General features: G+C 63.0%; 18 protein-coding genes and 1 tRNA gene. 14 read left to right on the top strand and 5 right to left on the bottom strand.

Features of this window, described 5'->3' with window-relative positions:
• Positions 1 to 2: 2 nt before the first annotated feature.
• Positions 3 to 1,175, top strand: a complete 1,173-nt coding sequence (locus tag J2Z17_RS01035; protein ID WP_209941398.1) for an osmoprotectant NAGGN system M42 family peptidase — start codon at positions 3 to 5, stop codon at positions 1,173 to 1,175.
• A 30-nt stretch (positions 1,176 to 1,205) separates the two neighbouring features.
• Here J2Z17_RS01035 and J2Z17_RS01030 read toward each other — a convergent pair whose 3' ends face one another.
• Positions 1,206 to 2,150, bottom strand: coding sequence for an acetamidase/formamidase family protein (locus J2Z17_RS01030; RefSeq protein WP_209941396.1), 945 nt, complete (start codon positions 2,148 to 2,150; stop codon positions 1,206 to 1,208).
• A 15-nt stretch (positions 2,151 to 2,165) separates the two neighbouring features.
• Positions 2,166 to 3,425: a Zn-dependent hydrolase gene (locus tag J2Z17_RS01025; RefSeq protein WP_209941394.1), complete on the bottom strand. Its 1,260-nt coding sequence runs from the start codon at positions 3,423 to 3,425 to the stop codon at positions 2,166 to 2,168.
• Between the two features lie 148 nt (positions 3,426 to 3,573).
• On the opposite strand from J2Z17_RS01025, the gene J2Z17_RS01020 reads away from it, so the two are divergent.
• The 5 genes from J2Z17_RS01020 (at position 3,574) to J2Z17_RS01000 (ending at position 9,856) form a co-directional block, all read left to right on the top strand.
• The gene (locus tag J2Z17_RS01020; RefSeq protein WP_209941392.1) at positions 3,574 to 5,130 is read left to right on the top strand and encodes an ABC transporter substrate-binding protein; all 1,557 of its coding nucleotides are present in this window, start codon (positions 3,574 to 3,576) and stop codon (positions 5,128 to 5,130) included.
• A gap of 69 nt (positions 5,131 to 5,199) precedes the next feature.
• Entirely contained in the window at positions 5,200 to 6,144 is a 945-nt protein-coding gene (locus J2Z17_RS01015) for an ABC transporter permease (RefSeq protein ID WP_209941390.1), read from the top strand.
• Positions 6,144 to 8,081: a dipeptide/oligopeptide/nickel ABC transporter permease/ATP-binding protein gene (locus J2Z17_RS01010; protein WP_209941388.1), complete on the top strand. Its 1,938-nt coding sequence runs from the start codon at positions 6,144 to 6,146 to the stop codon at positions 8,079 to 8,081. The genes J2Z17_RS01015 and J2Z17_RS01010 overlap by 1 nt, the downstream gene beginning before the upstream one ends.
• Positions 8,074 to 9,057 carry an ABC transporter ATP-binding protein gene (locus tag J2Z17_RS01005; RefSeq protein ID WP_209941386.1) on the top strand — a complete coding sequence of 328 codons (984 nt, stop codon included), beginning with the start codon at positions 8,074 to 8,076 and terminating at the stop codon, positions 9,055 to 9,057. The genes J2Z17_RS01010 and J2Z17_RS01005 overlap by 8 nt, the downstream gene beginning before the upstream one ends.
• Before the next feature lie 4 nt (positions 9,058 to 9,061).
• The gene (locus J2Z17_RS01000; RefSeq protein WP_209941385.1) at positions 9,062 to 9,856 is read left to right on the top strand and encodes a FadR/GntR family transcriptional regulator; all 795 of its coding nucleotides are present in this window, start codon (positions 9,062 to 9,064) and stop codon (positions 9,854 to 9,856) included.
• Between the two features lie 41 nt (positions 9,857 to 9,897).
• Here the strand turns inward: J2Z17_RS01000 and J2Z17_RS00995 are convergent, their stop codons facing one another.
• A complete protein-coding gene (locus tag J2Z17_RS00995) occupies positions 9,898 to 10,386 on the bottom strand; it encodes a thermonuclease family protein (protein WP_209941384.1) in 489 nt (162 codons plus the stop codon).
• A gap of 110 nt (positions 10,387 to 10,496) precedes the next feature.
• On the opposite strand from J2Z17_RS00995, the gene J2Z17_RS00990 reads away from it, so the two are divergent.
• The 6 genes from J2Z17_RS00990 to J2Z17_RS00965 all read left to right on the top strand — a co-directional run bounded on the left by J2Z17_RS00990 (position 10,497) and on the right by J2Z17_RS00965 (position 18,783).
• Positions 10,497 to 11,999: an aminotransferase-like domain-containing protein gene (locus J2Z17_RS00990; RefSeq protein ID WP_245223788.1), complete on the top strand. Its 1,503-nt coding sequence runs from the start codon at positions 10,497 to 10,499 to the stop codon at positions 11,997 to 11,999.
• Positions 12,000 to 12,219: 220 nt separating this feature from the next.
• Positions 12,220 to 13,362 carry an extracellular solute-binding protein gene (locus J2Z17_RS00985; RefSeq protein WP_209942181.1) on the top strand — a complete coding sequence of 381 codons (1,143 nt, stop codon included), beginning with the start codon at positions 12,220 to 12,222 and terminating at the stop codon, positions 13,360 to 13,362.
• A 113-nt stretch (positions 13,363 to 13,475) separates the two neighbouring features.
• Entirely contained in the window at positions 13,476 to 14,582 is a 1,107-nt protein-coding gene (locus J2Z17_RS00980) for an ABC transporter ATP-binding protein (RefSeq protein ID WP_209941383.1), read from the top strand.
• Between the two features lie 10 nt (positions 14,583 to 14,592).
• The gene (locus tag J2Z17_RS00975; RefSeq protein ID WP_209941382.1) at positions 14,593 to 15,525 is read left to right on the top strand and encodes an ABC transporter permease; all 933 of its coding nucleotides are present in this window, start codon (positions 14,593 to 14,595) and stop codon (positions 15,523 to 15,525) included.
• Entirely contained in the window at positions 15,522 to 16,718 is a 1,197-nt protein-coding gene (locus J2Z17_RS00970; RefSeq protein ID WP_209941381.1) for an ABC transporter permease, read from the top strand. Before J2Z17_RS00975 ends, J2Z17_RS00970 begins: the two co-directional genes overlap by 4 nt.
• A 433-nt stretch (positions 16,719 to 17,151) precedes the next feature.
• Positions 17,152 to 18,783 (top strand): toll/interleukin-1 receptor domain-containing protein, encoded by a 1,632-nt coding sequence (locus tag J2Z17_RS00965; RefSeq protein WP_209941379.1) that lies wholly within the window; start codon positions 17,152 to 17,154, stop codon positions 18,781 to 18,783.
• Positions 18,784 to 19,062: 279 nt separating this feature from the next.
• On the opposite strand, the gene J2Z17_RS00960 is transcribed toward J2Z17_RS00965, so the two are convergent.
• Positions 19,063 to 19,139 (bottom strand) — tRNA-Met (locus J2Z17_RS00960).
• A gap of 326 nt (positions 19,140 to 19,465) precedes the next feature.
• Between J2Z17_RS00960 and J2Z17_RS00955 the strand changes: the two genes are divergently transcribed.
• Positions 19,466 to 20,020 carry a hypothetical protein gene (locus J2Z17_RS00955; RefSeq protein ID WP_209941377.1) on the top strand — a complete coding sequence of 185 codons (555 nt, stop codon included), beginning with the start codon at positions 19,466 to 19,468 and terminating at the stop codon, positions 20,018 to 20,020.
• A gap of 95 nt (positions 20,021 to 20,115) precedes the next feature.
• Here J2Z17_RS00955 and mnmA read toward each other — a convergent pair whose 3' ends face one another.
• Positions 20,116 to 21,309 (bottom strand): tRNA 2-thiouridine(34) synthase MnmA, encoded by a 1,194-nt coding sequence (gene mnmA, locus J2Z17_RS00950; RefSeq protein WP_209941375.1) that lies wholly within the window; start codon positions 21,307 to 21,309, stop codon positions 20,116 to 20,118.
• A gap of 321 nt (positions 21,310 to 21,630) precedes the next feature.
• Here mnmA and dgcN point away from each other — a divergent pair, with 321 nt between their 5' ends.
• Positions 21,631 to 22,632: an N-acetyltransferase DgcN gene (gene dgcN, locus J2Z17_RS00945; RefSeq protein ID WP_209941373.1), complete on the top strand. Its 1,002-nt coding sequence runs from the start codon at positions 21,631 to 21,633 to the stop codon at positions 22,630 to 22,632.
• Positions 22,633 to 22,639: the final 7 nt, after the last annotated feature.

Genomic DNA, 22,639 nt, shown 5'->3' with positions numbered 1-22,639 from the left:
ACATGACGCGCCTGCCGATCGACACCGACTACCTGCTGGAGACCCTGGGCAAACTGCTCTCGATCCCCAGTCCGACGGGCTATACCGACACGGTTGTCCGCTTCGTCACGCGCGAGCTCGAGAAGATGGGGCTCGAAGCGGAACTGACGCGGCGCGGGGCGATCCGCGTGGTGCGCCAGGGGTCCCGTCGGGAGGGAGCCCGCGCCATCGTCACCCATCTCGATACCCTGGGGGCGCAGGTCAAGGCGCTGAAGGACAATGGCCGTCTGGCCCTCGTGCCGGTCGGTCACTGGTCTGCCCGTTTCGCCGAGGGGGCGCGGGCGACGATCTTTGCCGAGAAGGGGGCCTATCGTGGCACCATCCTGCCGCTGAAGGCGTCCGGCCATACGTTCAACGACGAGGTCGACACGCTGCCGGTCGGCTGGGACTATGTCGAACTCAGGGTCGATGCCATGGCTCGCGACGCGGCTGATCTCGAACGGCTGCAGATCGATATCGGCGATATCGTCGCCATCGACCCGCAGCCGGAATTCATCGATAACGGATTCATCGTCTCACGCCATCTCGACGACAAGGCGGGCGTCGCGGTCGCCCTGACAGCGCTCAAGGCGCTGCAGCAGGAACATGCGGTGACGCCGGTCGACATCCACTTCCTGTTCACCATCGCAGAAGAGGTCGGGGTCGGCGCGGCCTCGATCCTGACGCCGAACGTCGCCTCGATGGTGGCGATCGACAACGGTACGTCGGCGCCGGGGCAGAATTCCTCCGAATTCGGCGTGACGATCGCCATGGCCGACCAGACCGGGCCGTTCGACTATCACCTGACGAAGCGGCTGGTCGAACTCTGCCGGGATAACGATATCCGCTACCAGAAGGACGTGTTTCGCTATTACCGGTCGGATTCGGCAAGCGCGCTGGAGGCCGGCGCCGATGTGCGCACGGCGCTGATCACCTTCGGTGTCGACGCCTCGCATGGCTATGAGCGCATCCATATGCATGCGCTGCGCTCGCTCTCCGAACTGGTGACCGCCTATGTCTCGAGCCCGGTGACGATCAAGCGCGACTTCGAGGCAACGGCCGAGGGCATCAAGGGCTTTACCCGGCAGAAGACGGTGGAGGCCGAGCAGGCGCTGACGCCGGATATCGAGAACGAGGAACTCGGACCGCAGTCCTGAAGACCGCGGTCGGCCGGCGGACTTGAAGGTTTATTCGAAGACGCAACGCGGAAAATAGAAGGACACCACCCAGTTCGGCGCGTCGACGATCTCGCTGATCCTGAGGTCGCCGCAGGTGGAGACCAGCATGTAGGCATCGACCGGCGACAACTTGTAGCGCGCCGAGAGAAGATCGATCATGCCGGAGACGGCATCGCGCGCGCCCGCCATCAGATCCGGACCGATACCGGTCGTCACCTCGTAGCCCTTGGCGTCGAGGTGGTTGGTAACGGGGCCGGGCGTGGTGAAGCGCGGCATTTTCAGATTGGCGTTCTTGACCAGATCGAGCGTCAGCACGACCTCCATCGGACTTTCGATCGCCGTGCCGCAGACCTCGCCGTCGCCTTGGGCTGCATGGGTGTCGCCGACCGAAAACAGCGCGCCTGCAACCTCCACCGGCAGATAGAGTTCGGCACCGGCCGAGAGATCGCGGATGTCGAGATTGCCGCCGACGCGGCGCGGCGGGATGACGGAGTGCTGGCCGGGTTCGGCGGGCGCCAGGCCGATCGTGCCTGTAAACGGCTTCAGCGGTACGCGCGCATGGTCGCCGAACAGGGCAGGGGTGAGCCCTGTCGCGTCATAGCTCCAGAGCGTCAGCGCGGGGTCCTCGAACTGGTCGGCCAGAAGCCCGAAGCCGGGAATATTGGCGGTCCAGCCGAAACCGGAGGGCTTGAAGCTTTCCAGCGTCACCTTGATCGCATCGCCGGGTTCGGCACCCTCGATATAGATCGGACCGGAGACCGGGTTGGTCTTGGAAAAATCAAGCGCGATCAGGTCGTCCAGCGTGCTGTGCGCGGTGAGATAGCCGCCCGAGGCGTCGAGGCATTCGAACCGGATGGTCGAGCCGGGCGTGACGCGTTCGGCGGGGCTGAGCGCATTGTCCCAGCCGAAATGGTGCTGTGCCGAGTGGATGGTGTAGCCGCATTGCTTGCACATCAGGTCTCTTGTCCTTCAGAGGCTTCGATCCGCAGCACCTGTCAGCCGGCAGATCGTGTTCAACATCAGTTCGGCGCCCTTTTCGATATGGGGCCAGTCGGTCCATTCCTCGGGCGCGTGGCTGATGCCGCCGCGGCTCGGCACGAAGATCAGGCCGGCCGGGCAAAAGGCCTGCATGGTCTGGGCATCGTGTCCGGCGCCCGACGGCATGATCCGGTGGGGAAGGTTCAGGCGGGTTGCCGTCGCAACGATAGCATCGCGCACGCCGGCATCAAGGGCCATCGGCGGCAGATGGCTGCGTTCCTCGATATCGAAGGCCAGGCCATGGCTCATCGCCGCCTGCCGGATGGCCGTTTCGATTTCGCCGCGCAGGTCCGCCATGACCTTCGCCGACGTATCGCGGATGATCATGGTGAACTCGGCTTCCCCGGCAATCGTGTGCGGAAAATTCGGTTTCAGATCGACCTTGCCGATGGTGACGCGCGACTGGTCAGAGCCGACCCTGTCGATCACGCCGCGAATGGCGCTGCCGGTTTCGGCAAGGCCGAGAAAGGCGTCGGCGCGTAGATGCATCGGCGTCGTGCCGGAATGGTTGGCAGTTCCCCGGAATGTGACGCCGAGCACCAGCACGCCGGACACCGCGTCGACGATGCCGATCGGCAGTCCCTCGCTCTCCAGCACCGGACCCTGCTCGATATGCAGTTCGAGGAAGGCCTTGATGCTGCCGGCCGGCCAGGCCGCTTCGCCAAGGCGTGAAGGATCAAGGTCCTGTGCCCGCACGGCGTCGGCGAGCCGGACGCCGTCGGCGTCTTCGGCCGTCCTGATCCAGTCCGGCGTGACGCGACCGCTGATCGTCTGGGATCCGAGCATGCCGCCGAACCGGCCCTCTTCCTCCGATGTGGCGACGACGACGAGAGGGGTTTCAAGCGCAAGCCCGGCGTCGCGGATGGCGCGCGCGCATTCGAGCGCGACTGCGACCCCCAGCGCCCCGTCGAAGGCGCCGCCCTCCGGCACCGTGTCGAGATGGGAGCCCGCCATCACGCACGCGCCCTCTGCCGGGCCGAGTCTGCCGAAGAGATTGCCGGCCTGGTCGCGGCTGACGGCCAGCCCGTCCGTCTCCATCTGCCCGGCCAACCAGTCGCGTACCGCCATGTCCGCATCCGAGAAACCGGGGCGGTTGAAGCCGCCGGTCGCAGGATTGGCGCCGAAGGCGTTCACCCCGTCGAGCAGGGCCTTCAGCCGCGCGGAATTGATCTCTGCCGTTTTGCTGGTCATTGAGTGCCCCTTCGATATCTCAGTCAATTCGATGTGCATAAATTATGAGCGAATTCGCTGGAGAGGCAAATTTATCATGATAAATACTTGTCATCCGGGATTTTTGCATAGTTAATTGAGGCAAGCGCCATTATGAGGGGAACACGACATGAAGACGCTTCTCGCTGCGGCCCTGACCGCGGCTTCTCTGCTCTTTGCAGCGCCGGCCTTCAGCCAGACGCCGCCCAATGTTTTGATCGTCGGGCAGATCGCCGAACCCAAATCGCTCGATCCGGCCGCCGACACGGCGGTCAACGACTTCCGCATCCTGGTCAATCTCTATGACGGCCTGGTCCGCTACAAGGACGGCACTCTGGAGGTCGAGCCATCGCTCGCCAAGAGCTGGGACATCTCCGATGACGGCAAGACCTATACCTTCAAGCTGCGGGAAGGCGTGACCTTCCATGACGGCACGCCGTTCAATGCCGAAGCGGTGAAGTTCAATTTCGATCGCATGCTGAAGGAAGACCATCCGCAGCACGATACGGGACCGTTTCCGCTCGCCTTCTTCTTCTCCACCGTGAAGGAGGTGAAGGTGATCGACGACCTGACCGTCGAATTCGATCTCTCCGACCCTTACGCACCCTTCCTGTCCAACCTTGCCTACCCGACCGGCCTGATCGTCTCGCCGGAGGCGGTGAAGCAGTACGGCAAGGATTTCGGTCGCCATCCGAGCGGCACCGGTGCGTTCAAGTTCGCCGAGTGGGAATCCAATTCCAAGGTGGTGATCACCCGCAACGAGGACTACTGGGACGGCGCACCGCCGCTGGAAGCCGTGGTGTTCCGGCCGATCACCGACGCCAATACGCGGGTCGCCGAAATGATGGCAGGCGGGCTCGATGTCATGGTCGAGGTGCCGCCGGACAATCTGGCGCAGTTTCGCGACGATGGAAATTTCAAGGTCTACGAGCAGGCCGGGCCGCATCTCTGGTTCCTGATCCTCAACACCAAGGAAGGTCCCTTCGCCGACAAGAAGATCCGGCAGGCCGCCAATTACGCGATCAACAAGAAGGCGCTCGTCGACAATATCCTGCAGGGTACGGCCGATGTCGCGGCCGGCCCGACGCCGCCGGCCTTTGCCTGGGCCTATGACGAGAAGCTGCAGCCCTATCCCTACGATCCGGACAAGGCCAAGGCGCTGCTGAAAGACGCCGGCTATGACGGCAAGGAACTGACCTTCTACGTCACCGAAGGCGGCTCCGGCATGCTCGACCCGATGGCCATGGGAACCGCCATCCAGGCCGATCTCGAAGCCGTCGGCATGAAGGTCAAGATCGAGACCTATGAGTGGAACACCTTCCTCGGCAAGGTGAACCCCGGCCTCGAGGACAAGGCCGACATGGCCGAGATGGCCTGGATGACCAACGACCCGGATACCCTGCCGTTCCTGGCGCTGCGGTCGGAAGCGCTACCCGACAAGGGCGGCTTCAACTCGGGCTATTATTCGAACCCGAAGGTCGACGACCTCCTGGAAAAGGCCCGCCAGTCGACCGACCAGGCCGAGCGTGCCAAGCTCTACAAGGAAATGCAGCAGATCGTGAAGGACGACGCGCCCTGGGTCTTCGTCGCCAACTGGAAGCAGAATGCAGTAACCGGCGCCGGCGTCGCCGACTTCAAGCTGCAGCCGTCCTTCTTCCTGATGCTGCAGAAGGTCTCCAAGCCCTGAGCTGCTGACTATTGAGGGGCTTCCCGGTTCGTCGGGGAGCCCTGAGCCTCGCCAACAAGGACCGGGAGCATGGCCGCCTATATCGCAAAACGGCTCGTCGCCGCCATACCCGTCATCTTCGGACTGTCGATCATCGTCTTCGTCATCATGGCGATGATCCCCGGCGATCCGGCACTCGCCATTCTCGGCTCCTATGCCACCCCTGACAATGTCGCCAAGCTCAACCAGCAGCTCGGCCTCGACAAGCCGCTCGTCAGCCAATATTTCATCTGGCTCGGCAATATGCTGCAGGGCGATTTTGGCCGGTCCTATACGCTCAACCGACCGGTGATCGACGAGGTGCTGGAGCGCTTCGCCGCAACGCTCATTCTCGCCGGCCCCGCACTGGTCCTCTGTTCGGTCTTCGGCCTGCTTGCCGGCATCGTCTCTGCCGTGCGCCAGTATGGCTTCGCCGACAAGGCGATCACTTTCGTCGTGCTGATCGGCATTTCCATGCCGTCTTTCTGGCTCGGCCTTCTGCTCATTCTGGTCTTTGCCGTGAAGGTGCGGCTGTTTCCGCCAAGCGGCATGTACGCCATCTATGGCGGCGGCGATCTCTTAGACCTGCTCCATCATCTGGCGCTGCCGGCTTTCACCCTCGCGGTCGTGGCAACCGGGGTGATCGCCAGGCTGACGCGCACCTCGATGCTGGAGGTGCTGCGGCAGGATTATATCCGCACCGCGCGCGCCAAGGGGCTCACCGAGCGCAAGGTCATTTACAAACACGCCTTCAAGGCGGCGCTCGTCAGCGTCATCCCGGTGATCGGCATCCAGGCCGGCTTCGTGCTCGGCGGCGCCGTCTATATCGAGACGGTGTTCCAGTGGCCGGGCATCGGCTCGATGCTGGTGAAGGCGATCTCGACGCGCGATCTCCTGCTGGTGCAGGGCGGCGTGCTGGTGGTGGCGACCGCCTATGTGCTGTTCAACCTGCTGGTCGACGTGATCCAGACCATTCTTGATCCGAGGTTACGCTGATGGCCGATACGATGGCGGAGACGAAGCCGCAGGTGGCCCGCCCGAAAAACCGGCCCGGCGCCTGGCGGCTGCTGGCCAACAACACGCTCGCATCGGCAGGCCTTGCCGTGCTGGCGATCGCGATCCTGCTGGCGATTGCCGCGCCGATCCTGCCGCTCGCCGACCCCAACGCCACCGCGCCGGCCGACCGTTTGCTGCCGGTGCTGGCCGACGGCCATCTGCTCGGTACGGATGCGCTCGGTCGTGACATTCTGTCCCGCCTTATCTGGGGCACGCGCGTCAGCCTGGCGGTCGGCATATCGGCAACCCTGATCGCCGCCTTTTTCGGTTCGCTGATCGGGCTTGTCGCCGGCTATGCCGGCGGGCGGGTGGACAGCGCGCTGATGCGCGGCATCGACATGGTGATGGCCTTTCCCTACATCCTGCTGGCGCTTGCCATCGTCGCGGCGCTCGGGCCGGGGCTGCTCAACGCGCTCTACGCGATCGCGGTCGTCAACATTCCGTTCTTCGCCCGCAATATCCGCGGCATCACGGTTGGCCTGTCGCGGCGCGAATTCGTCGATGCCGCGCGGCTCTCGGGCAAGTCGCACACGCAGATCCTGTTTCTCGAAATCCTGCCCAATGTGCTGCCGATCATCATCATCACCATGTCGACGACGATCGGCTGGATGATCCTGGAAACCGCGGGCCTCTCCTTTCTCGGCCTCGGCGCCCAGCCGCCGCAGGCCGATCTCGGTTCGATGCTGGGGGAGGGGCGCAAGATCCTGTTCACCGCGCCGCATGTCTCGATCGTGCCCGGCCTGATGATCTTCGTGCTGGTGATGAGCATCAACCTGCTCGGCGACGGCGTGCGCGACGTGCTGGACCCGCGGCTGAAATCCGGCGCCCTGACCCGGCCGGTCGCCCGCACCGCCGTGATGCGCGAGACGGTGCCGCAGATTGCCGCAACGCCCGACATGACGCTCGACATGCGCGACATGCGCACCGAATTTCACATCGGCGGCGATATCTACAAGGCGGTCGGCGGCGTCGACCTGCAGCTGAAGCAGGGGGAATGTCTGGGCATCGTCGGGGAATCCGGATCGGGCAAGTCGGTGACCGCGATGTCGATCATGGGGCTGGTGCCGACGCCACCCGGGAAAATCGTCGGCGGCGCGGCGCTGCTGCAAGGGGACGATCTGTTCTCGATGTCGGACGAGGAGATCCGCCGGCTGCGCGGCTCGACCGTGTCGCATGTTTTCCAGGACCCGCTCTCGACATTGCACCCGCTGTTTACCGTCGGTGACCAGCTGATCGAGGCGATCCAGGCGCATCAGCCGGTGTCCCGGAAGGAGGCCGAGGACAGGGCGGTGGACCTGCTGGCCATGGTCCGTATCCCCAATCCGCGCGAGCGGCTGAAGGCCTTTCCGCATGAACTGTCCGGCGGCATGCGCCAGCGCGTCTGCATCGCCATGGCGCTGTCGAACGACGCGAAGATGATCATCGCCGACGAACCGACAACCGCGCTCGATGTGACGGTGCAGGCGCAGGTGCTGTCATTGCTCGCCACCCTGCGCCGCGAGCACAATGTCGCGATCCTGTTCATCACCCACGATTTCGGCGTCGTCTCGGCGATCTGCGACCGGGTGGCGGTGATGTATGCCGGCAAGATCGTCGAGACCGGAACCACCGAGGAGATCTTGGCAGCACCCGCCCATCCCTATACCGCAAAGCTGATCGCCTGCGTGCCGGCGCTGGGCGAACCGGGCCGCAGGCTTGATGCAATTGCCGGCCGTCCGCCGGTGGTCAACCGGCTGCCGCCCGGTTGCGCCTTTGCCGATCGCTGTCCGCGGGTAGAACCGGACTGCCGCAAGGGCGAAATCCCGATGGCGCCGCTTGGCACGGGACGGAGCGTGCGCTGCCTGCATCCCGTCAACCGGGAGACTGCCGATGTCTAGGACGCTGCTCGAAATCACCTCGGTGGAGCGCCGTTTCGGCGGCGGCAAGACCCTGTTCGGCAAGGTGAAGCCCGCGGTACACGCCGTCCAGGGCGTGGACCTCTCGGTCGCCAAGGGCGAAACGCTGGGCGTGGTCGGCGAAAGCGGTTGCGGCAAGTCGACATTGGCGCGCCTGATCGTCGGTCTCGACCGGCCGACCGGCGGCACTATCGCGCTTGCCGGCGAGGATCTGGTGGCGCGTGCCAGGACCGATCACCGGGCGCTTGCCCGCAAGGTGCAATATGTCTTCCAGGACCCCGTCGCCTCGCTCAATCCGCGCAAGACCATCCGCACCATTCTCGAAGCGCCGCTGATCCATCTGCTGAAGCTTGATGCGCCGGCGCGGCAAAGGCGGCTGGCCGAGATCATGGAGGCGGTCAATCTTGCGCCTGAGTTCCTCGATCGCTACCCGCACGAATTTTCCGGCGGGCAGGCGCAGCGCATCGGCATTGCAAGGGCGCTGGCCGCCGATCCAGAGCTGATCATTCTCGACGAGCCGGTCTCGGCGCTGGACGTTTCCGTGCAGGCGCAGGTCCTCAACATCCTCGACGGCCTGAAGCGGGATTTCGACCTTACCTATGTGTTCATCAGCCACGACCTTTCCGTGGTCGAAAGCATCAGCGACCGGGTGGCGGTGATGTATTTCGGCCGGATCGTCGAGATCGGACCGGCAGCGGAAGTGTTCTCCAACCCGCGGCATCCCTATACCCATCTGCTCTTGAGCTCGGCGCCGGTTCCCGGGCGCAAGTCGCTGATCCCGGAAGACACCAATACCGAATTGCCGGATCCCTATCATCCGCCGCCGGGATGCGCCTTTTATGCCCGCTGCCCGCGCGCCACGGATATGTGCAAAACCCGGGTGCCCGGCCTTGACGAGGGGCAGGCCTCTGCCGATCATCTGGCCGCGTGCTATCATCCGCATGAAGAGACCCGTTAAATCCATGAAGCAAGAGCGCGAGGCCGAGATCCTCGATGCGCCGCCGGCCGTTCTGGCCAGGCGTCGCAAGCGGCCCGATATCCTCGCCGACCAGATCCGCGAAGCGATCGTTACCACCGGCCTGAAGACCGGCGACCGGGTGCCGGCCGACTGGATCTCGCCGGAAAAGCTCGGCGTCTCGCGCGGCACCTGTCGGGAAGCGCTGAAGGTGCTGGAGTTCCAGGGATTGGTGAGCTCCAAGACCGGACCGGGCGGCGGCATCTTCGTGTCCCAGGTCTCGGCTGACGACGCGATCCGCCTGCTCGACAATTTCTTCCTCTCGGATGCCCCTTCGATTTCCGACATCTATGCCCTGCGCAAACTGCTGGAGCCCGAGATCGTCGCCGATCTGGCGGGAGAGCTGACGCCGGCACAGCTGGTGCAGCTGCAGGCACAGATCCATCTCTACGAGGACGAACCGACATCGGCGGCCGACGAATATCGCCAGCGGCTGGCCGAACTCGACTTCCACACCGGTCTGGCGCGGATGAGCCGCAACCGCCTGCTCGGCTTCGTCTGTACTTTCCTGCTCAGCCTGTTGCGCGACAAGACCGAATGCCGGGCGATCTATCTGGAGCCGACGCCCTGGTGGATGCGGGAAAGCGGTATCAACTACCAGGTTCGGCTGTTGAAGGCGCTGAAGGCCGGCGACAAGGAGCGCGCCCGGCAATTGATGCGCGAGCATATGGGCGAGGCGGAACGCTTCATGCTGGAGCGTGCGGTGCTGGTGGAGAAGAACGGCAAGCCGGAGGCTGGATAGGCCCCACCAGCCGGTGGAACTGTTACAGCACAGTCCGCCGCTCAGCTGCCCCCGCTGGAACCCCCGCCGCGGCCATCGCACCAGATGTTACCTTTGTTCGGCCAGGGCTGGGCCAGTCCTTCCCTGATCAGCACCTCACCGGCGTCGCGTCGGTCCGCCAGTATCACGCTGACCAGTTCGCGGTGATAGTAGCCCTTCTTGCCCTCGTCCTTCAGCGTATAGCCACGGCTCATCAAAACCTGCAGCCGCTTCGTCGCGGCCATGCCGATCTGCTTTTCCCGGGGGCATTCGGGATGAAAGGTCTCAGGTGTGTCGATGCCCGTCATCCGCCACTTCTTTCCCTTTTCCCAGCCTGTATCGCCATCGACGAGGCAGGTGACCTTGCGCGCCGCCCGGTCTCCGCCATCGCAAAGGTCGATGGCCTGCGCGGGACTGGCGGCGATGGCGAAGAGCAGAGCAGCGAATAGTCCGGGGAGGGGCAGGTTCAGCATGAGGGATGGCGTCGTCCGGTTGCAGGGCAGGCCGGCCATCAGTCTGATTCGTCTGGCGAAAAGGAGGCGAGGCGCCAAGACCGAAGCAACCGCACATCACAAGACCGAGCCCTTGCGGGGTCTGGCGCGTTTCTTGCTTCGGAATAGTCATGAACTTTCAAAGGATCATGGCGCCGCGTGCGCATCCCGATATCGTCTGGCAACGGCTGTTTGCCGAACTCGATCGCGACGGCCAGGGGCTGAGCATCCAGATCCGTCGTACCATCGTGTACGGGATCGAAACCGGGACGCTGACGGAACGCACCCGCCTGCCGCCGAGCCGGCAACTGGCGAGCCTGTTGGGGGTTGCCCGCAACACGGTCACGGCCGCCTATCAGCTGCTGATCGACGAGGGGTTTCTGGTGTCGCGCGAACGCAGCGGCATTTTCGTCGCGAGCGGGCGGCCGCACAGCTTGCCGAGCCTGGAAACGGTGAAAACCAGTGCCGACGAATGGACGCCTGCCTTTGCCGTCCGCCCCTCGGCGTTGCGCCAGATCGACAAGCCGCGCGACTGGTTCGACTATCCCTATCCCTTCCTGTTCGGCCAGTTCGATCCCGGCATTTTCCCGACCAACAACTGGCGCGAGGCGATCCGGGCAACCTCGAGCGTCAAGGAGATCAATGGCTGGGCCGGCGACCAGATCGACGATGACGATCCGGATCTTGTCGAGCAATTGCGCGTGCAGGTGCTGCCCAAGCGCGGCATATTTGCAGATCCTGGCGAGGTGATCGTCACCATCGGTTCGCAGCAGGCGCTTTCCATGCTGGTGCAGCTTTTCGTCGGCCGGCAGACGGCCGTCGGCATCGAGAATCCGGGCTATCCCGACATGCGCAACATGGTGCGGCTTGCGACGGACGATACCCGGCTTCTGTCCATGGACAGGCACGGGGTCTTGCCGGACCCGGTGTTTTCCCGCTGCGATATCGCCTTCCTGACCGTCGGCCACCAATGCCCGACCACCGCCGTCATGCCGCTCGACCGACGCAGGGCACTGCTTGCGGCAGCGGACCGCGACAAGGTCATCCTGGTCGAGGACGACTACGAGGCCGATCTGATGCTGGATGGCGAGCCCGAGACGCCGTGTCTGAAGAGCCTCGATGAAACCGGCCGGGTGATCTATGTCGGCAGTTTTTCCAAGGCACTCGCGCCCGGCCTGCGCATCGGCTACATCGTGGCCCCCCGGCCGGTGATCGACGAATTGCGGGTGCTCAGGCGCATGCTGCTGCGCCATCCGCCGACCAACAACCAGCGGGTGCTCGCGACCTTCATCGCGCTCGGCCATTACCGTCTTCATCTGCAGCAGACCGGCGCGATCCTCAGAAGGCGCGCCCAGATGATTGTCGATCGGCTGCCCTTGCTGCTGCCGACATGTCGATGGCGCCGCGATCCGGGCGGCAAGAGCTTCTGGATCGAGGGGCCGGCCGGTCTCGACAGCCGCCAGCTTGTGCACTCTGCCCGCGAAAGAGGCGTGCTGATCGAGGCCGGCGACATCTTTTTCGACGATCCCGAAGCCGGCCTTCGCACCTTCAGGCTCGGCTTCACCGCAATTGCGGACCGCAGGATCGAGCAGGGACTGACGCTGCTGGGCGAACTCATCCCCGGCCATGGATAGGGCGTGCGGGCAGGGAGGCTGGCGCATGGATTGCCCATGCTTTGGGCTGAGGGTGCCAGATCGGGGACTGGCACCATAGAAAGCCGGCCTTGGCTCTATGCCGCCGGATGTTCCTGTCCTTTATTTTGCAGTGCGGGATAGATCGGGGCGGCATTGAAAGCTTCTCCTCCAGTCCCGCTAAAGAATTGAAAAGGCCGTAAAAGCCAAAAGGGGAACTTCCATGACCGATACCATCGTAAAGGCTGGCATCAGCCGGCGTCAGGTGCTGAAGGGCGGCGCCCTGGCGGCTACCGCACTCGCCATGCCGGCCGTCATCAGCTCCAGGGCGCTCGCCTCCTCGGGCGAGATCAACATTCTCATGTGGTCCGACTATCTGCCGGAAAGCTTCCTGAAGACCTTTCAGGACGGCACCGGCATCAAGGTGAACTACACCGGCATCGGCTCCAACGAGGAAATCATCAACAAGATGAAGGCGACCAAGGGTCGCGGCTTCGACATCGTCTCGCCGACCAATAACCGCTCGCTGCAGTGGAAGCCGCTCGAAATCCTCCAGCCCTTCGACATGTCGAAGGTCGATATCGACAAGCTCAACCCGGCGATGGCGAAGATCGGCTCGACCGACTGGGCCTTTACCGATGGCGACATCTACTGGGTGCCGCATATCTGGGGCACCGAGGGCATCGGCTGGCGGACCGACAAGTTCAAGCCTGAGGGCGCACAGCCGAGCTATGGCGATGTCTGGAAGGATGAGAACGCCGGCAAGACCATGGGCCGCGGCCATTCCATGTTGCTCGGCGCCGGCCTCTACATGGAAACGTTCGGCGAGCTGGAGCCGGGCTCGGTCTGGAAGGCCTACGAGTCCCCCGAAGCCATGCAGCCGATCTGGACCAAGATCACCGACTGGTGCATTGCCCGCAAGAAGAACATCAAGCTGATCTGGAACGACGCCGACAGCCAGAAGAACGGGTTGATGAACGAGGGCGTCATCGTCGGCCAGACCTGGGACGGGCCGCCGCTGGCGCTGAAGACCGCCGGCGAGCCGGTAACCTATGCCGCACCCGTGGAAGGCGCTCTCGCCTGGGTCGACGGCATGGCCTTGCCGACCGGTGCGGAAAACACCGACCAGATCTACGAATTCCTGAAATACGCGTTCAATCCGGAATATGCCGGCGAAGCCATCGATCACCACGGCTACAATTCGCCGGTCATCGGGGCCGAAAAATTCGCCGGTGAGGCCTATTCCAAGAACTTCGCCGAAGCCTATCCGGGCGATGCGCTGGCCAAGCTCAACCCCTGGCCGGCGGAGCCGCAATGGTATGCCGACGCCCGCACCGAGTTCACCAACAAGTTCGTCTCGGCCTGATGCTTCATGCTTCCCCGGCGGCCGCATGACGGTGCCGGGGAAGTCCGAGGCAGCCTCCGGCCGGACGATGTCCGCGCCCGATCACGACCGCTTTCGGTTTCCTGGAGTGTTGGATGACCAAAGACATCACGCTTGACCATGTCTCGGTGAGTTTCGGTGACTATACCGCCGTCGATGACGCCCATCTGACCATTCATGGGGGCGAGTTCTTCTCGTTTCTTGGGCCCTCGGGCTGCGGCAAGACCACGCTGCTGCGCTGCATCTCCGGCTTTCAGGAACCCAGCTGGGGCGAGATCCGCATCGGCGGCAAGAACATGCGGGGAATCGGGCCGAACAAGCGCCCGACCGCGCTGATCTTCCAGAATCTGGCACTCTTCCCGCTGATGTCGGTCGCCGACAACATCGCCTTTCCGCTCGAGGTTCGCGGCATCGACCGCAAGACGCGGCGCAAGCGCGCCGACGAATTGCTCGAACTCATTGCGCTGCCGGGGCAGGGCGACAAGAAGGTGAGTGCGCTCTCCGGCGGCCAGCGTCAGCGCGTGGCGATCGCCCGCGCGCTGGCCGTCGAACCCGACATCCTGCTGCTCGACGAACCGCTTTCGGCGCTCGATCTGAAGCTTCGCCAGCATATGCGCCGCGAACTGCGTGCCATCCAGCAGCAGGTCGGCCTCACCTTCATCTACATCACCCACGACCAGGGCGAGGCGCTGACCATGTCGGACCGGGTCGCGGTGATGAGCCGCGGGCGGATCGAACAGGTGGCCGAATCCAGAACCGTCTACGACCATCCGGCCACCGGTTTCGTCGCCAGTTTCGTCGGCGAAAACAACGCGCTCTCCGGCACGGTGCTGGAAAATGACGGCACACGCCTGACCGTCGATCTCGGTCTCGGCACGCCTGCCGTCGTGGCGGCGGTTGGCCGCGGGGCGAAGCTGAAGGTCGGCGAGGCATGTCACGTCTTCGTCCGTCCCGAAAGCATTGCTCTCGGGCCCGGCGACAGCGTCAACCGCTTCGACGCCGCCGTGGTGCGCGAGGAGTTCGAGGGGCAGGTGCGCCATCTGATCGTCCGCTGCGGCGAGCGGGACCTGCGGGTGACGCAGGTCGGGCAGGGGCAGGGCAACGGCGGCGGACAGCCCTCCGTTCCGGGCGGCGCGGTGTCGATCGCGTTCGCGCCGGAGCTGGCGACGGCGCTTCCCGTCGGCCATCTGGCCAGCGTCTGAGGAGGCCGGGATGGGCAAGATCACCGGTTTCTTCTCGGGCTTTGCCAGCCGCAACGGCCTGCCGGTCGCCATCTACCTGCTGACCGCGGTAACGATCTGGATCTTCGTGCTGGTGGTGCTGCCGCAGCTCACCATGTTCGACTTTTCCTTCCGCCATAACCTTCCACCGCCGAAGATCGGCGGTCCGGAGGATGTCTACACGCTGGAACAGTACCGGTATTTCGCGCTCGGCAACGAGATGGGCGGCAGCAGCTACAATGTGCTCGATATCGCCGTCCTGCTCAAGACGCTGGTTGCTGCGGTGTTCGTCACCATCCTCGATCTGCTGATCTGCTATCCCGTCGCCTTCCTGCTGGCGCAGTCGGCCGATGGCGGCACCAAGCGGCTGCTGATCCTGGCCCTCATCGTGCCCTATTGGGTGAACGAGATCCTGCGCGCCTTCGCCTTCCGCATCCTGTTCGGCGCCACCGGCGTGATCAACAGCCTCGGCATGGGGATCGGCATCTGGGATACGCCGATCGATTTCATCGGGGAGAATGTCGCGCTCTATGCGGGGCTTGCCTATGCCTACATCCTGCTGATGATCTTCCCGCTCTACAACGCGATCGAGAGCCTCGACCGCAACCAGATCGAGGCCGCCCGCGACATGGGGGCCAGCTGGTGGCAGGTGCATCGCCGCGTCGTCATTCCCTATGCCAAGCCGGGCATCGCCTCGGGCGCGACCATGGTCTTCATGCTGACGGCCGGCGCGCTGGCAGCCCCGCAGATCCTCGGCGGTCCTTCGAGCCTCTGGTTCACCCAGATCGTCTACCAGTGGTTCAACAGCGGCGGCAACTGGCCGCGCGGTTCGGCCTATGCGGTGATCCTGCTGATCCTCTGCATCAGCTTCGTGCTGCTGGTCATGCGCGTCTTCAAGGTCTCGATCGCGGAGATCGGTCGATGAGCGCACAACGATCCTTCGGGCCGACCGGCGCCTTCTACCTCACACTATTCTTCCTCTATCTGTTTGGCCCGCTGCTGGTGATGATCGTCACAGCCTTCAACTCCTCCGGCTTTCCCCGCATCTCGCCCTGGGACTGCCTGACGGCCGACTGGTTCCACAAGCTGGCATCCGACGAAAAGCTTTTGACCGGCCTCGGCACCTCCTTCATCATCGGTCTTGGCGTCATGGTCGTCGCCGTGCCGATCGGGCTTGCGGCGGCCATGGTGTTGAGCCAGGTCGGACCGCATCTGCGCTCCATCCTGTATGCGATCTTCATCGCGCCGATCTTGATGCCGGGTGTCGTCATCGGCCTGTCGACGCTGATCTTCTGGGACCGGCTCGGCACCTTTTTTAATGCCGGCTACAATTCGCTGTTCTATGACGGCATGTTCCTGACGATCATCGGACAGGTCACCTTCATCTCCGCCTATTCCATGCTGATCTTCCTGTCGCGGCTGCAGCGCTTCGATCCGACGCTAACGGAGGCCGCCCTCGACATGGGCGCCACCCAGACCCAGGCCTTCGTCAAGGTGCTGCTGCCCTTCATGACGCCGGCAATCCTGTCGGCGGCCGTGCTTGCCTTCCTTGCTTCGATGGAAAACTACAACACCACGGTCTTCACCATCGTTGCCGATGCCACCTTCACCACTGTGCTCTCGCAGAAGGTGCGCTACGGCCTCGACCCGTCGATCTCGGCGGTCGCCGTCATCATCGTCGGCTTCACGCTGGTCGGCGCCATCCTGTTCGAGACCTGGAAGCGAAGCCAGGCACGGGCGGCAAGGCCGGCCGTGATAGGGACGACCGAACGTGCCTTCGTCCGCCTCGTCCGGCACCCGGCCACGATCACCGCGCTGGTGCTCGGCTGCTGCGCCGCCGCCTTCATCTGGGTGAAGACCTATGATTCCAGCGCTTGCATCGCCCATGTCGAAGAGATGAAGCGCGCCTACCAGCAGGAGCTGCAGGACGAGCAGCGCCCCGCAACCCCGTCCGCACCTGCCGAAAAACCTCCAGCCGCCAACGCCCCCGCCGCCAACACCGGCGCCTTCGCCCCCGGCAATCTCGCGCCGGCAACCCTGGCGCCCGCCGCGCCCGCAAAGCCGGCCTCGCCCTTCGGCAGCGCGTTTTCGCCGGATAATTTGAAGGGCGGGGACTGAGAGGGGGCGGGTAGGAGGGGCGGCGGCGCGTCTTCTTCGGCACGCCGGATGGTCGTGTCAGTGTGACAAAGTGGGCCCGCATTCTCGCGACAACCTCACCGCCTTAGGCTTGTAGTCGCGGCTGAACTTGCTTCGCCGCCTTCTGTCGCTCCATTTTCATTCAAAACACACTAATTCACTGTCTCCGAAGCCGGGATCAGGCCAACAAGCCAATATTTCTATCCAGAGCAAGCAAAACTATCAGCCTTCAATATGTGCGAGGTCTCTTCATTATAAAACCTGTTGATCCTCTATTTCTTTAAATAAAAATGTGTGGTTTGGTTGCGTGAGTGTGATCGGCCGTCGCATCATTGATTGCGATGGGCGCAAGTAAGTCTATAAAGATTCGAGAGTAATTTCGCAGATTTACTGCGCTGCAAAAGCGATATGTCATATGCAGGACCCGAACGAACAACCCTTAGTGCGTAAAATAAATGGTATCTCAAACCAAATTTTAGAACTCGTAGATGTTTTGAACGAGGCAAGCTACGGATCAATTTCGAGCCCTGTAACGCCTGAAAATCTAGCCGAGCTTACGCGAGAAATGATTGGTGACCTCTTTGAAATGGGAGGCCGCATTGGTCAGGTAGAAGCTAAGCTATTGGCCAATGAGATAGGAGACGCCGCAGCGCTGTTTCGTATGAAGACGTTCAGGGTGGAGGTTGGATCGCTGCGTTTGGCAAGGCGGTATCAGCCGTTACGTGAATCGACAACACATCAGACGAAGCGGACTATCGGCGACGCGCTCGAGCGGATTGAGAGGCGTATCGTTGATCTCATCTGGGACATTGACGGGCAGTTCGATAAATCGAATTCGCCGATGTCGCTTTTCATCCTAATGTCACTCAGCGTGAAGGATCGTGAGCGTTTAGAAGCAGTACATGAGCTCTTTATTTCGGAGGGGTTTCCTGTCTGGTGGTGCTTCGATCTCCCGCCGGGCGCAGACTGGAGATCTGTTCTTGATGAGCAACTGCAAAAAGCTGCTGCAGTCGTAACGTTTTGGACAGAGGAAAGCGTGCGTTCGACAGCAGTGACAGAGGAGGCTGCAGTTGGTCAAAAAGGCGGAAAGCTCCTGCACGTTCTTATGGATGACGTAACTCTTCCTTACGGCTTCTCAGAAACTCAATATGCTGACTTGCGGAACTGGGATGGATCCGCGCTTCATCCAGAATATCGCAAGCTATCACAGGCCATCCGAGACAAGTTAAATCCGCCGACCCCTGAAGAGATCAATCAGCGAATCGTGGCTGCTGCGCCGATTGCTGCCACCATTGAGGATGGGCGCATTACCGCTCGGGATGCACCTCCAACTGCCAAGCCACTTCTAACTGACGAGTTTGATCTTGAGCAACGTCTGGAGGCGCAGGCCACTCTGGCAGAGAAGGCGAATCGCGCCATCACCAGTCTCGATAACAATCTTGGCGATGCCATTAGGCTGGACATCGACCATTTTTTGAACCAAGCGAGGCGGCGGCCCGCATCGTGGTATACGCTAACTGATAGCATATCAGACCTCCGCTTCTATCTTAGAATGGGGGACGAGCTAAGCTGGCCTGGTAGCTCGCGCAACATGATCGAAAATCTATGTGACAGGCACGAAGCTCTTCGTCCCTATTTGCAGCCTGTTCAACCATCGGCGGTTTCTTCACCATCGTTACCAGTCCCAATGTTTGGCCAAGATAGCTATAACGCTGACCTTTTAGGGATGATCACATCGAAGGCTATAGCAGCTTTCGAGAGCGTCGAAGCAGCACATGTTTTAGCAGAGCCAGCGCGAAAGACTGCTGAGTACTTCACTGGATCAATCGAGCAAGCCCTCTCTTCCCAGCCAAGCAGCGAGCCGTCAGATAATAAAAGGCTAGCGAAAATACGTAGGGGATTGCTCGATCTTGCAGGTTTCATAGGAAGTGTAATTGTATCGATTGGCGCGGGTGTCGCAGGGAATTTGTTAACATCCGTTACTGCAGCGAAAACGCTGAAGCAAACGTTAGAAAAAATAATGAATTTACTCACCGATCTATTTTGAGGGTGCGAGATCTTAACGACTATCTCACCGTCTGAACGCTGTCTCGTCAGGCTATCAGCGTGCCGCCTGCGGCGCAAATATTCTGATGGAGCAGATCCCGCGAACAACTGCGAAATCGCGAGCCTCTACCGCGGATTTCAGGATGCCAAGGCAATGCGAAACAACATAGGCAACGATTTGTAAAATTGAAAATTCGAACTTTCTACCAAAAGTCAGAAAACTCAATTCAGAATAGAGTGTTCTGATATCTCTTCTTGAAGACAGCGATTTATGAATTTTTGGTAGCGGGAGAGGGACTCGAACCCCCGACACGCGGATTATGATTCCGCTGCTCTAACCACCTGAGCTACCCCGCCACACGCGCCGGATTGCAGGTCTTTGGAACCGCCCGGCGTCAGGATGAGCGGCTTATAGGGCGGGGTGGCGTTGTGTGTCAAGCGCGGGCGCAGCAAAAATCCGGCTTTGTGGGCAGGGATTTGTCATTGACGCCGAACGGCTCGCAAGCGGCCGGGCTTTCCTGTCTTTGGCGCCCCGTTCAGCCGGGACAAGACGGCGCCGGTACTCCAGCTGCGACAGGCATTGTCGCCGCGTTCGGCACCCGGAAATGTCCGCGTGACAGCAGTGCCGGCAATGGGTTAGCCTTCCTGCCGACCACTGCCATTCGGACCGGGAGACACTGTAGATGCGGATTGCCTGTCTCGGCTGGGGATCGCTGATCTGGGATCCGCGAGATCTGCCGATCGTGCCTGCCTGGCATGACGACGGTCCCCTGATCGGGATCGAGTTTACCCGGATGTCGCATGACGGGCGCATCACGCTGGTCATCCAGGAGGGGGCTGCGCCGATCCGGGTCTACTGGGCACTGATGCAGAAAATGGAGCTTGCCGCCGCCCGCGAGGCCCTGCGGCGCCGCGAAGGCAATGCCGCTGACCGGCATATCGGTTCCTGGAGCGTCGGCGCGCCCGTGCCGCCGGGGATCTCCGACCTGGCGGAATTTGCCGCAAGGCACAAACTCGACCACGTCATCTGGACGGCGCTTCCGGCGCAGTTTCACGGTGTGGTGGGCGACGTACCTTCGGTCGAACGGGTGATCGCCTATCTGCAGGGGCTCAAAGGCGAGCTGGCGTTTCTGACGGAACGCTATATCCGCCGCGCACCGGCGCAGACCGATACGCTCTATCGCCGGCGGATCGCGGACGCACTCGGCTGGAGGATAAGCGACACCTGGCCGGATTGAGCAGGCGACCATGCGGCGTGCCTGCAATGTTCCTCTGCCTGCCGGCGCGAGGACAATGGAGGGCACGCCGATGAGGCGCCGCGATGAACGCCGGTTTACGCGGCGGCGGTCGCCAGCAGGCTCTTCAGCGCTTCTTCCGCGTCGGCTGCCCGTTCCGAGCGGTCGATGAAGCCGCCGCCATAGACGCGGGCGTCGGGGCCGGGAGCCGAATAGAGCACGCAGGCCTGGCCCGACGCGATGCCGGCCTCGCCATCGGCGAGATCGACATAGATGCCGCTGTCGTCGGCATGAAGCGTCGCAGGCGTCGGGGGGCGGGTGGAGCGCACCTTGGCAAAGCAGGCAAAGCCGCCCCGCGCCTCGTCCTCGATCGTGGCATCGCCGATCCAGTTGATGTCGCGCAGATAGACGCGGTGGGTTTCGAGCGCCTCGCGCGGACCGACGATCACCCGGCGCGAGCGGGCGTCGAGATAAATCACGTAGAGCGGTTCGCCGGTGGCAACGCCCAGACCCTTTCGCTGGCCGATCGTGTAATGCAGGATGCCGTCATGACGCCCGAGCACCCGGCCATCCAGATGCACGATCTCGCCGGCCAGCGCCGCATTCGGCTTCAGCTTGGTGATCACGTCGGCATATTTGCCCTGCGGCACGAAGCAGATGTCCTGGCTGTCGGGCTTGGCGGCGACGACGAGGCCCATGTCCTCGGCCAGCTTGCGGGTCTCGGCCTTCGACATTTCTCCAAGCGGAAAGCGCAGATAGTCGATCTGCTCCTGCGTGGTGGCAAACAGGAAATAGGACTGGTCGCGTTCGCTGTCGATCGGGCGATAAAGCGCGCGGTGGCCGGGATCGTCGGGCAGCGGCGTCGCCTTGGAGCGGATGTAGTGGCCGGTCGCCAGCGCATCGGCACCGAGCTCGCGCGCGGTCGCCAGCAGGTCGGCGAATTTGACCGTCTGGTTGCAGGCAACGCAGGGGATCGGCGTCTCGCCGGCGATATAGCTTTCCATGAACGGGTTGATCACCGTGTCGCGGAAGCGCTGCTCGTAGTCGAGCACGTAATGGGGAATGCCGAGCGTTTCGCAGACGCGGCGCGCATCGTCGATATCCTGGCCGGCACAGCAGGAGCCGGCGCGGTGGACGGCGGCGCCATGGTCGTAGAGCTGCAGGGTGATGCCGAGCACGTCATAGCCCTCGGCCTTCAGCAGGCCGGCAACGACGGAGGAGTCGACGCCGCCGGACATGGCGACGACTACGCGGGTATCTTCGGGTCTCTTGTCAAAGTCCAGCGTGTTCATCGGGCAGATCGTCTCGTCGGGTGCGGGTCGGGCTTCTCAAGGGTCGGGCATGTCGGAAGCCGGGCCCTGCACATGGCCGGCGGCCTTGTGCCGCCGCGTTCCTGTCCCGCACGATATAGAAAGGATCGTCCGTTCATGCAAGGCATTCGCCGTGGCAGCGGAGAGAAGCGCGATGCGGCAAAGGCGGGGGAGTGTCTGCCGGCCCCCCGTGATTTCGCCGCCAAGCCATGCCAGTATGCGCGCGACCGAACCGGAATTTCAAACCAGAGCGGTGGCTTGCGCCCGATATTGCGCGGGGTGGCACCGTCCAAGGAGCGGCAGATGATCGAACGTCCCTATCTTCTCTTTCTCGGCGATGCGCCGGACAAGCTGGCGGCCAAGGTGGCGCAGGGCATTCGCGACTGGCGGCCCGACAATGCCGTCGGCCAGCTGCGTTTGCCGGGCTGCAAGGCCGATCTGGGGCTGCCGGACCTGTCGATCGGCGAAGCCGTCGAGGCGGGCGTGAAGACGCTGGTGATCGGGGTTGCCAACCGCGGCGGCGTCATCTCGCCCGCATGGAAGACGGTGCTGATCGAAGCGCTGGAGGCGGGGCTCGATATCGCCTCCGGCCTGCACAACCTGCTGCGCGACGAGCCGGAACTGGCCGAGCGGGCGCGTGAGCGCGGGCGCCAGTTGCACGACGTGCGCGTGCCGAGCGTCGCCTATCCGATCGCCAATGGCCGGCCGCGCACCGGCAAGCGGGTGCTCGCCGTCGGTACCGACTGCTCGGTCGGCAAGATGTATACCGCGCTCTGCCTGGAAAAGGCGCTGACGGAAAAGGGCGTCAAGGCGACGTTTCGCGCCACCGGCCAGACCGGTATCCTGATCACCGGCGAGGGCGTGCCGCTCGATGCGGTCATCGCCGATTTCATGGCAGGCTCGATCGAGTATCTGACGCCGGACAACGAGCCGGATCACTGGGATCTGATCGAAGGGCAGGGAAGCCTGTTCCATGCCTCCTATTCCGGGGTGACGCTGGCACTGATCCATGGCGGCCACCCGGATGCGCTGGTGCTTTGCGACGAGCCGGGGCGGCCGCATATGCGGGGCCTGCCGGATTACCGTCTGCCGTCGCTGGAGGCGCTTCGGGACCTGGCGCTGTCGATGGCGCGGATCGTCAATCCCGATTGCAAGGTGGTCGGCATATCGCTGAACACCTCGGCGCTGGACGACGAGGCGGCACTGAAGCTCTGCGAGGAGACCGAGGCCCGCATGGGACTGCCGACGGTCGATCCCTTCCGTCACGGCGCCAAGCGGTTGGCCGACGCGCTGGACGGGCTCTGAAAGGCCC

The organism is Heterorhizobium halophytocola (genome assembly GCF_017873095.1).
Classification (GTDB): Bacteria; Pseudomonadota; Alphaproteobacteria; order Rhizobiales; family Rhizobiaceae; genus Allorhizobium; species Allorhizobium halophytocola.
The sequence above is the reverse complement of the archived record's forward strand: the minus strand, read 5'-3'. Positions and strand labels throughout refer to the sequence as shown.

What these genes read in the sequence shown, in the direction of transcription:
- J2Z17_RS01035 (WP_209941398.1), top strand. Translation starts at nt 3, where the DNA reads ATGACGCGCCTGCCGATCGACACCGACTACCTGCTGGAGACCCTGGGC.
- J2Z17_RS01030 (WP_209941396.1), bottom strand. Translation starts at nt 2,150, where the DNA reads ATGTGCAAGCAATGCGGCTACACCATCCACTCGGCACAGCACCATTTC.
- J2Z17_RS01025 (WP_209941394.1), bottom strand. Translation starts at nt 3,425, where the DNA reads ATGACCAGCAAAACGGCAGAGATCAATTCCGCGCGGCTGAAGGCCCTG.
- J2Z17_RS01020 (WP_209941392.1), top strand. Translation starts at nt 3,574, where the DNA reads ATGAAGACGCTTCTCGCTGCGGCCCTGACCGCGGCTTCTCTGCTCTTT.
- J2Z17_RS01015 (WP_209941390.1), top strand. Translation starts at nt 5,200, where the DNA reads ATGGCCGCCTATATCGCAAAACGGCTCGTCGCCGCCATACCCGTCATC.
- J2Z17_RS01010 (WP_209941388.1), top strand. Translation starts at nt 6,144, where the DNA reads ATGGCCGATACGATGGCGGAGACGAAGCCGCAGGTGGCCCGCCCGAAA.
- J2Z17_RS01005 (WP_209941386.1), top strand. Translation starts at nt 8,074, where the DNA reads ATGTCTAGGACGCTGCTCGAAATCACCTCGGTGGAGCGCCGTTTCGGC.
- J2Z17_RS01000 (WP_209941385.1), top strand. Translation starts at nt 9,062, where the DNA reads ATGAAGCAAGAGCGCGAGGCCGAGATCCTCGATGCGCCGCCGGCCGTT.
- J2Z17_RS00995 (WP_209941384.1), bottom strand. Translation starts at nt 10,386, where the DNA reads ATGGCCGGCCTGCCCTGCAACCGGACGACGCCATCCCTCATGCTGAAC.
- J2Z17_RS00990 (WP_245223788.1), top strand. Translation starts at nt 10,497, where the DNA reads ATGAACTTTCAAAGGATCATGGCGCCGCGTGCGCATCCCGATATCGTC.
- J2Z17_RS00985 (WP_209942181.1), top strand. Translation starts at nt 12,220, where the DNA reads ATGACCGATACCATCGTAAAGGCTGGCATCAGCCGGCGTCAGGTGCTG.
- J2Z17_RS00980 (WP_209941383.1), top strand. Translation starts at nt 13,476, where the DNA reads ATGACCAAAGACATCACGCTTGACCATGTCTCGGTGAGTTTCGGTGAC.
- J2Z17_RS00975 (WP_209941382.1), top strand. Translation starts at nt 14,593, where the DNA reads ATGGGCAAGATCACCGGTTTCTTCTCGGGCTTTGCCAGCCGCAACGGC.
- J2Z17_RS00970 (WP_209941381.1), top strand. Translation starts at nt 15,522, where the DNA reads ATGAGCGCACAACGATCCTTCGGGCCGACCGGCGCCTTCTACCTCACA.
- J2Z17_RS00965 (WP_209941379.1), top strand. Translation starts at nt 17,152, where the DNA reads ATGCAGGACCCGAACGAACAACCCTTAGTGCGTAAAATAAATGGTATC.
- J2Z17_RS00955 (WP_209941377.1), top strand. Translation starts at nt 19,466, where the DNA reads ATGCGGATTGCCTGTCTCGGCTGGGGATCGCTGATCTGGGATCCGCGA.
- mnmA (WP_209941375.1), bottom strand. Translation starts at nt 21,309, where the DNA reads ATGAACACGCTGGACTTTGACAAGAGACCCGAAGATACCCGCGTAGTC.
- dgcN (WP_209941373.1), top strand. Translation starts at nt 21,631, where the DNA reads ATGATCGAACGTCCCTATCTTCTCTTTCTCGGCGATGCGCCGGACAAG.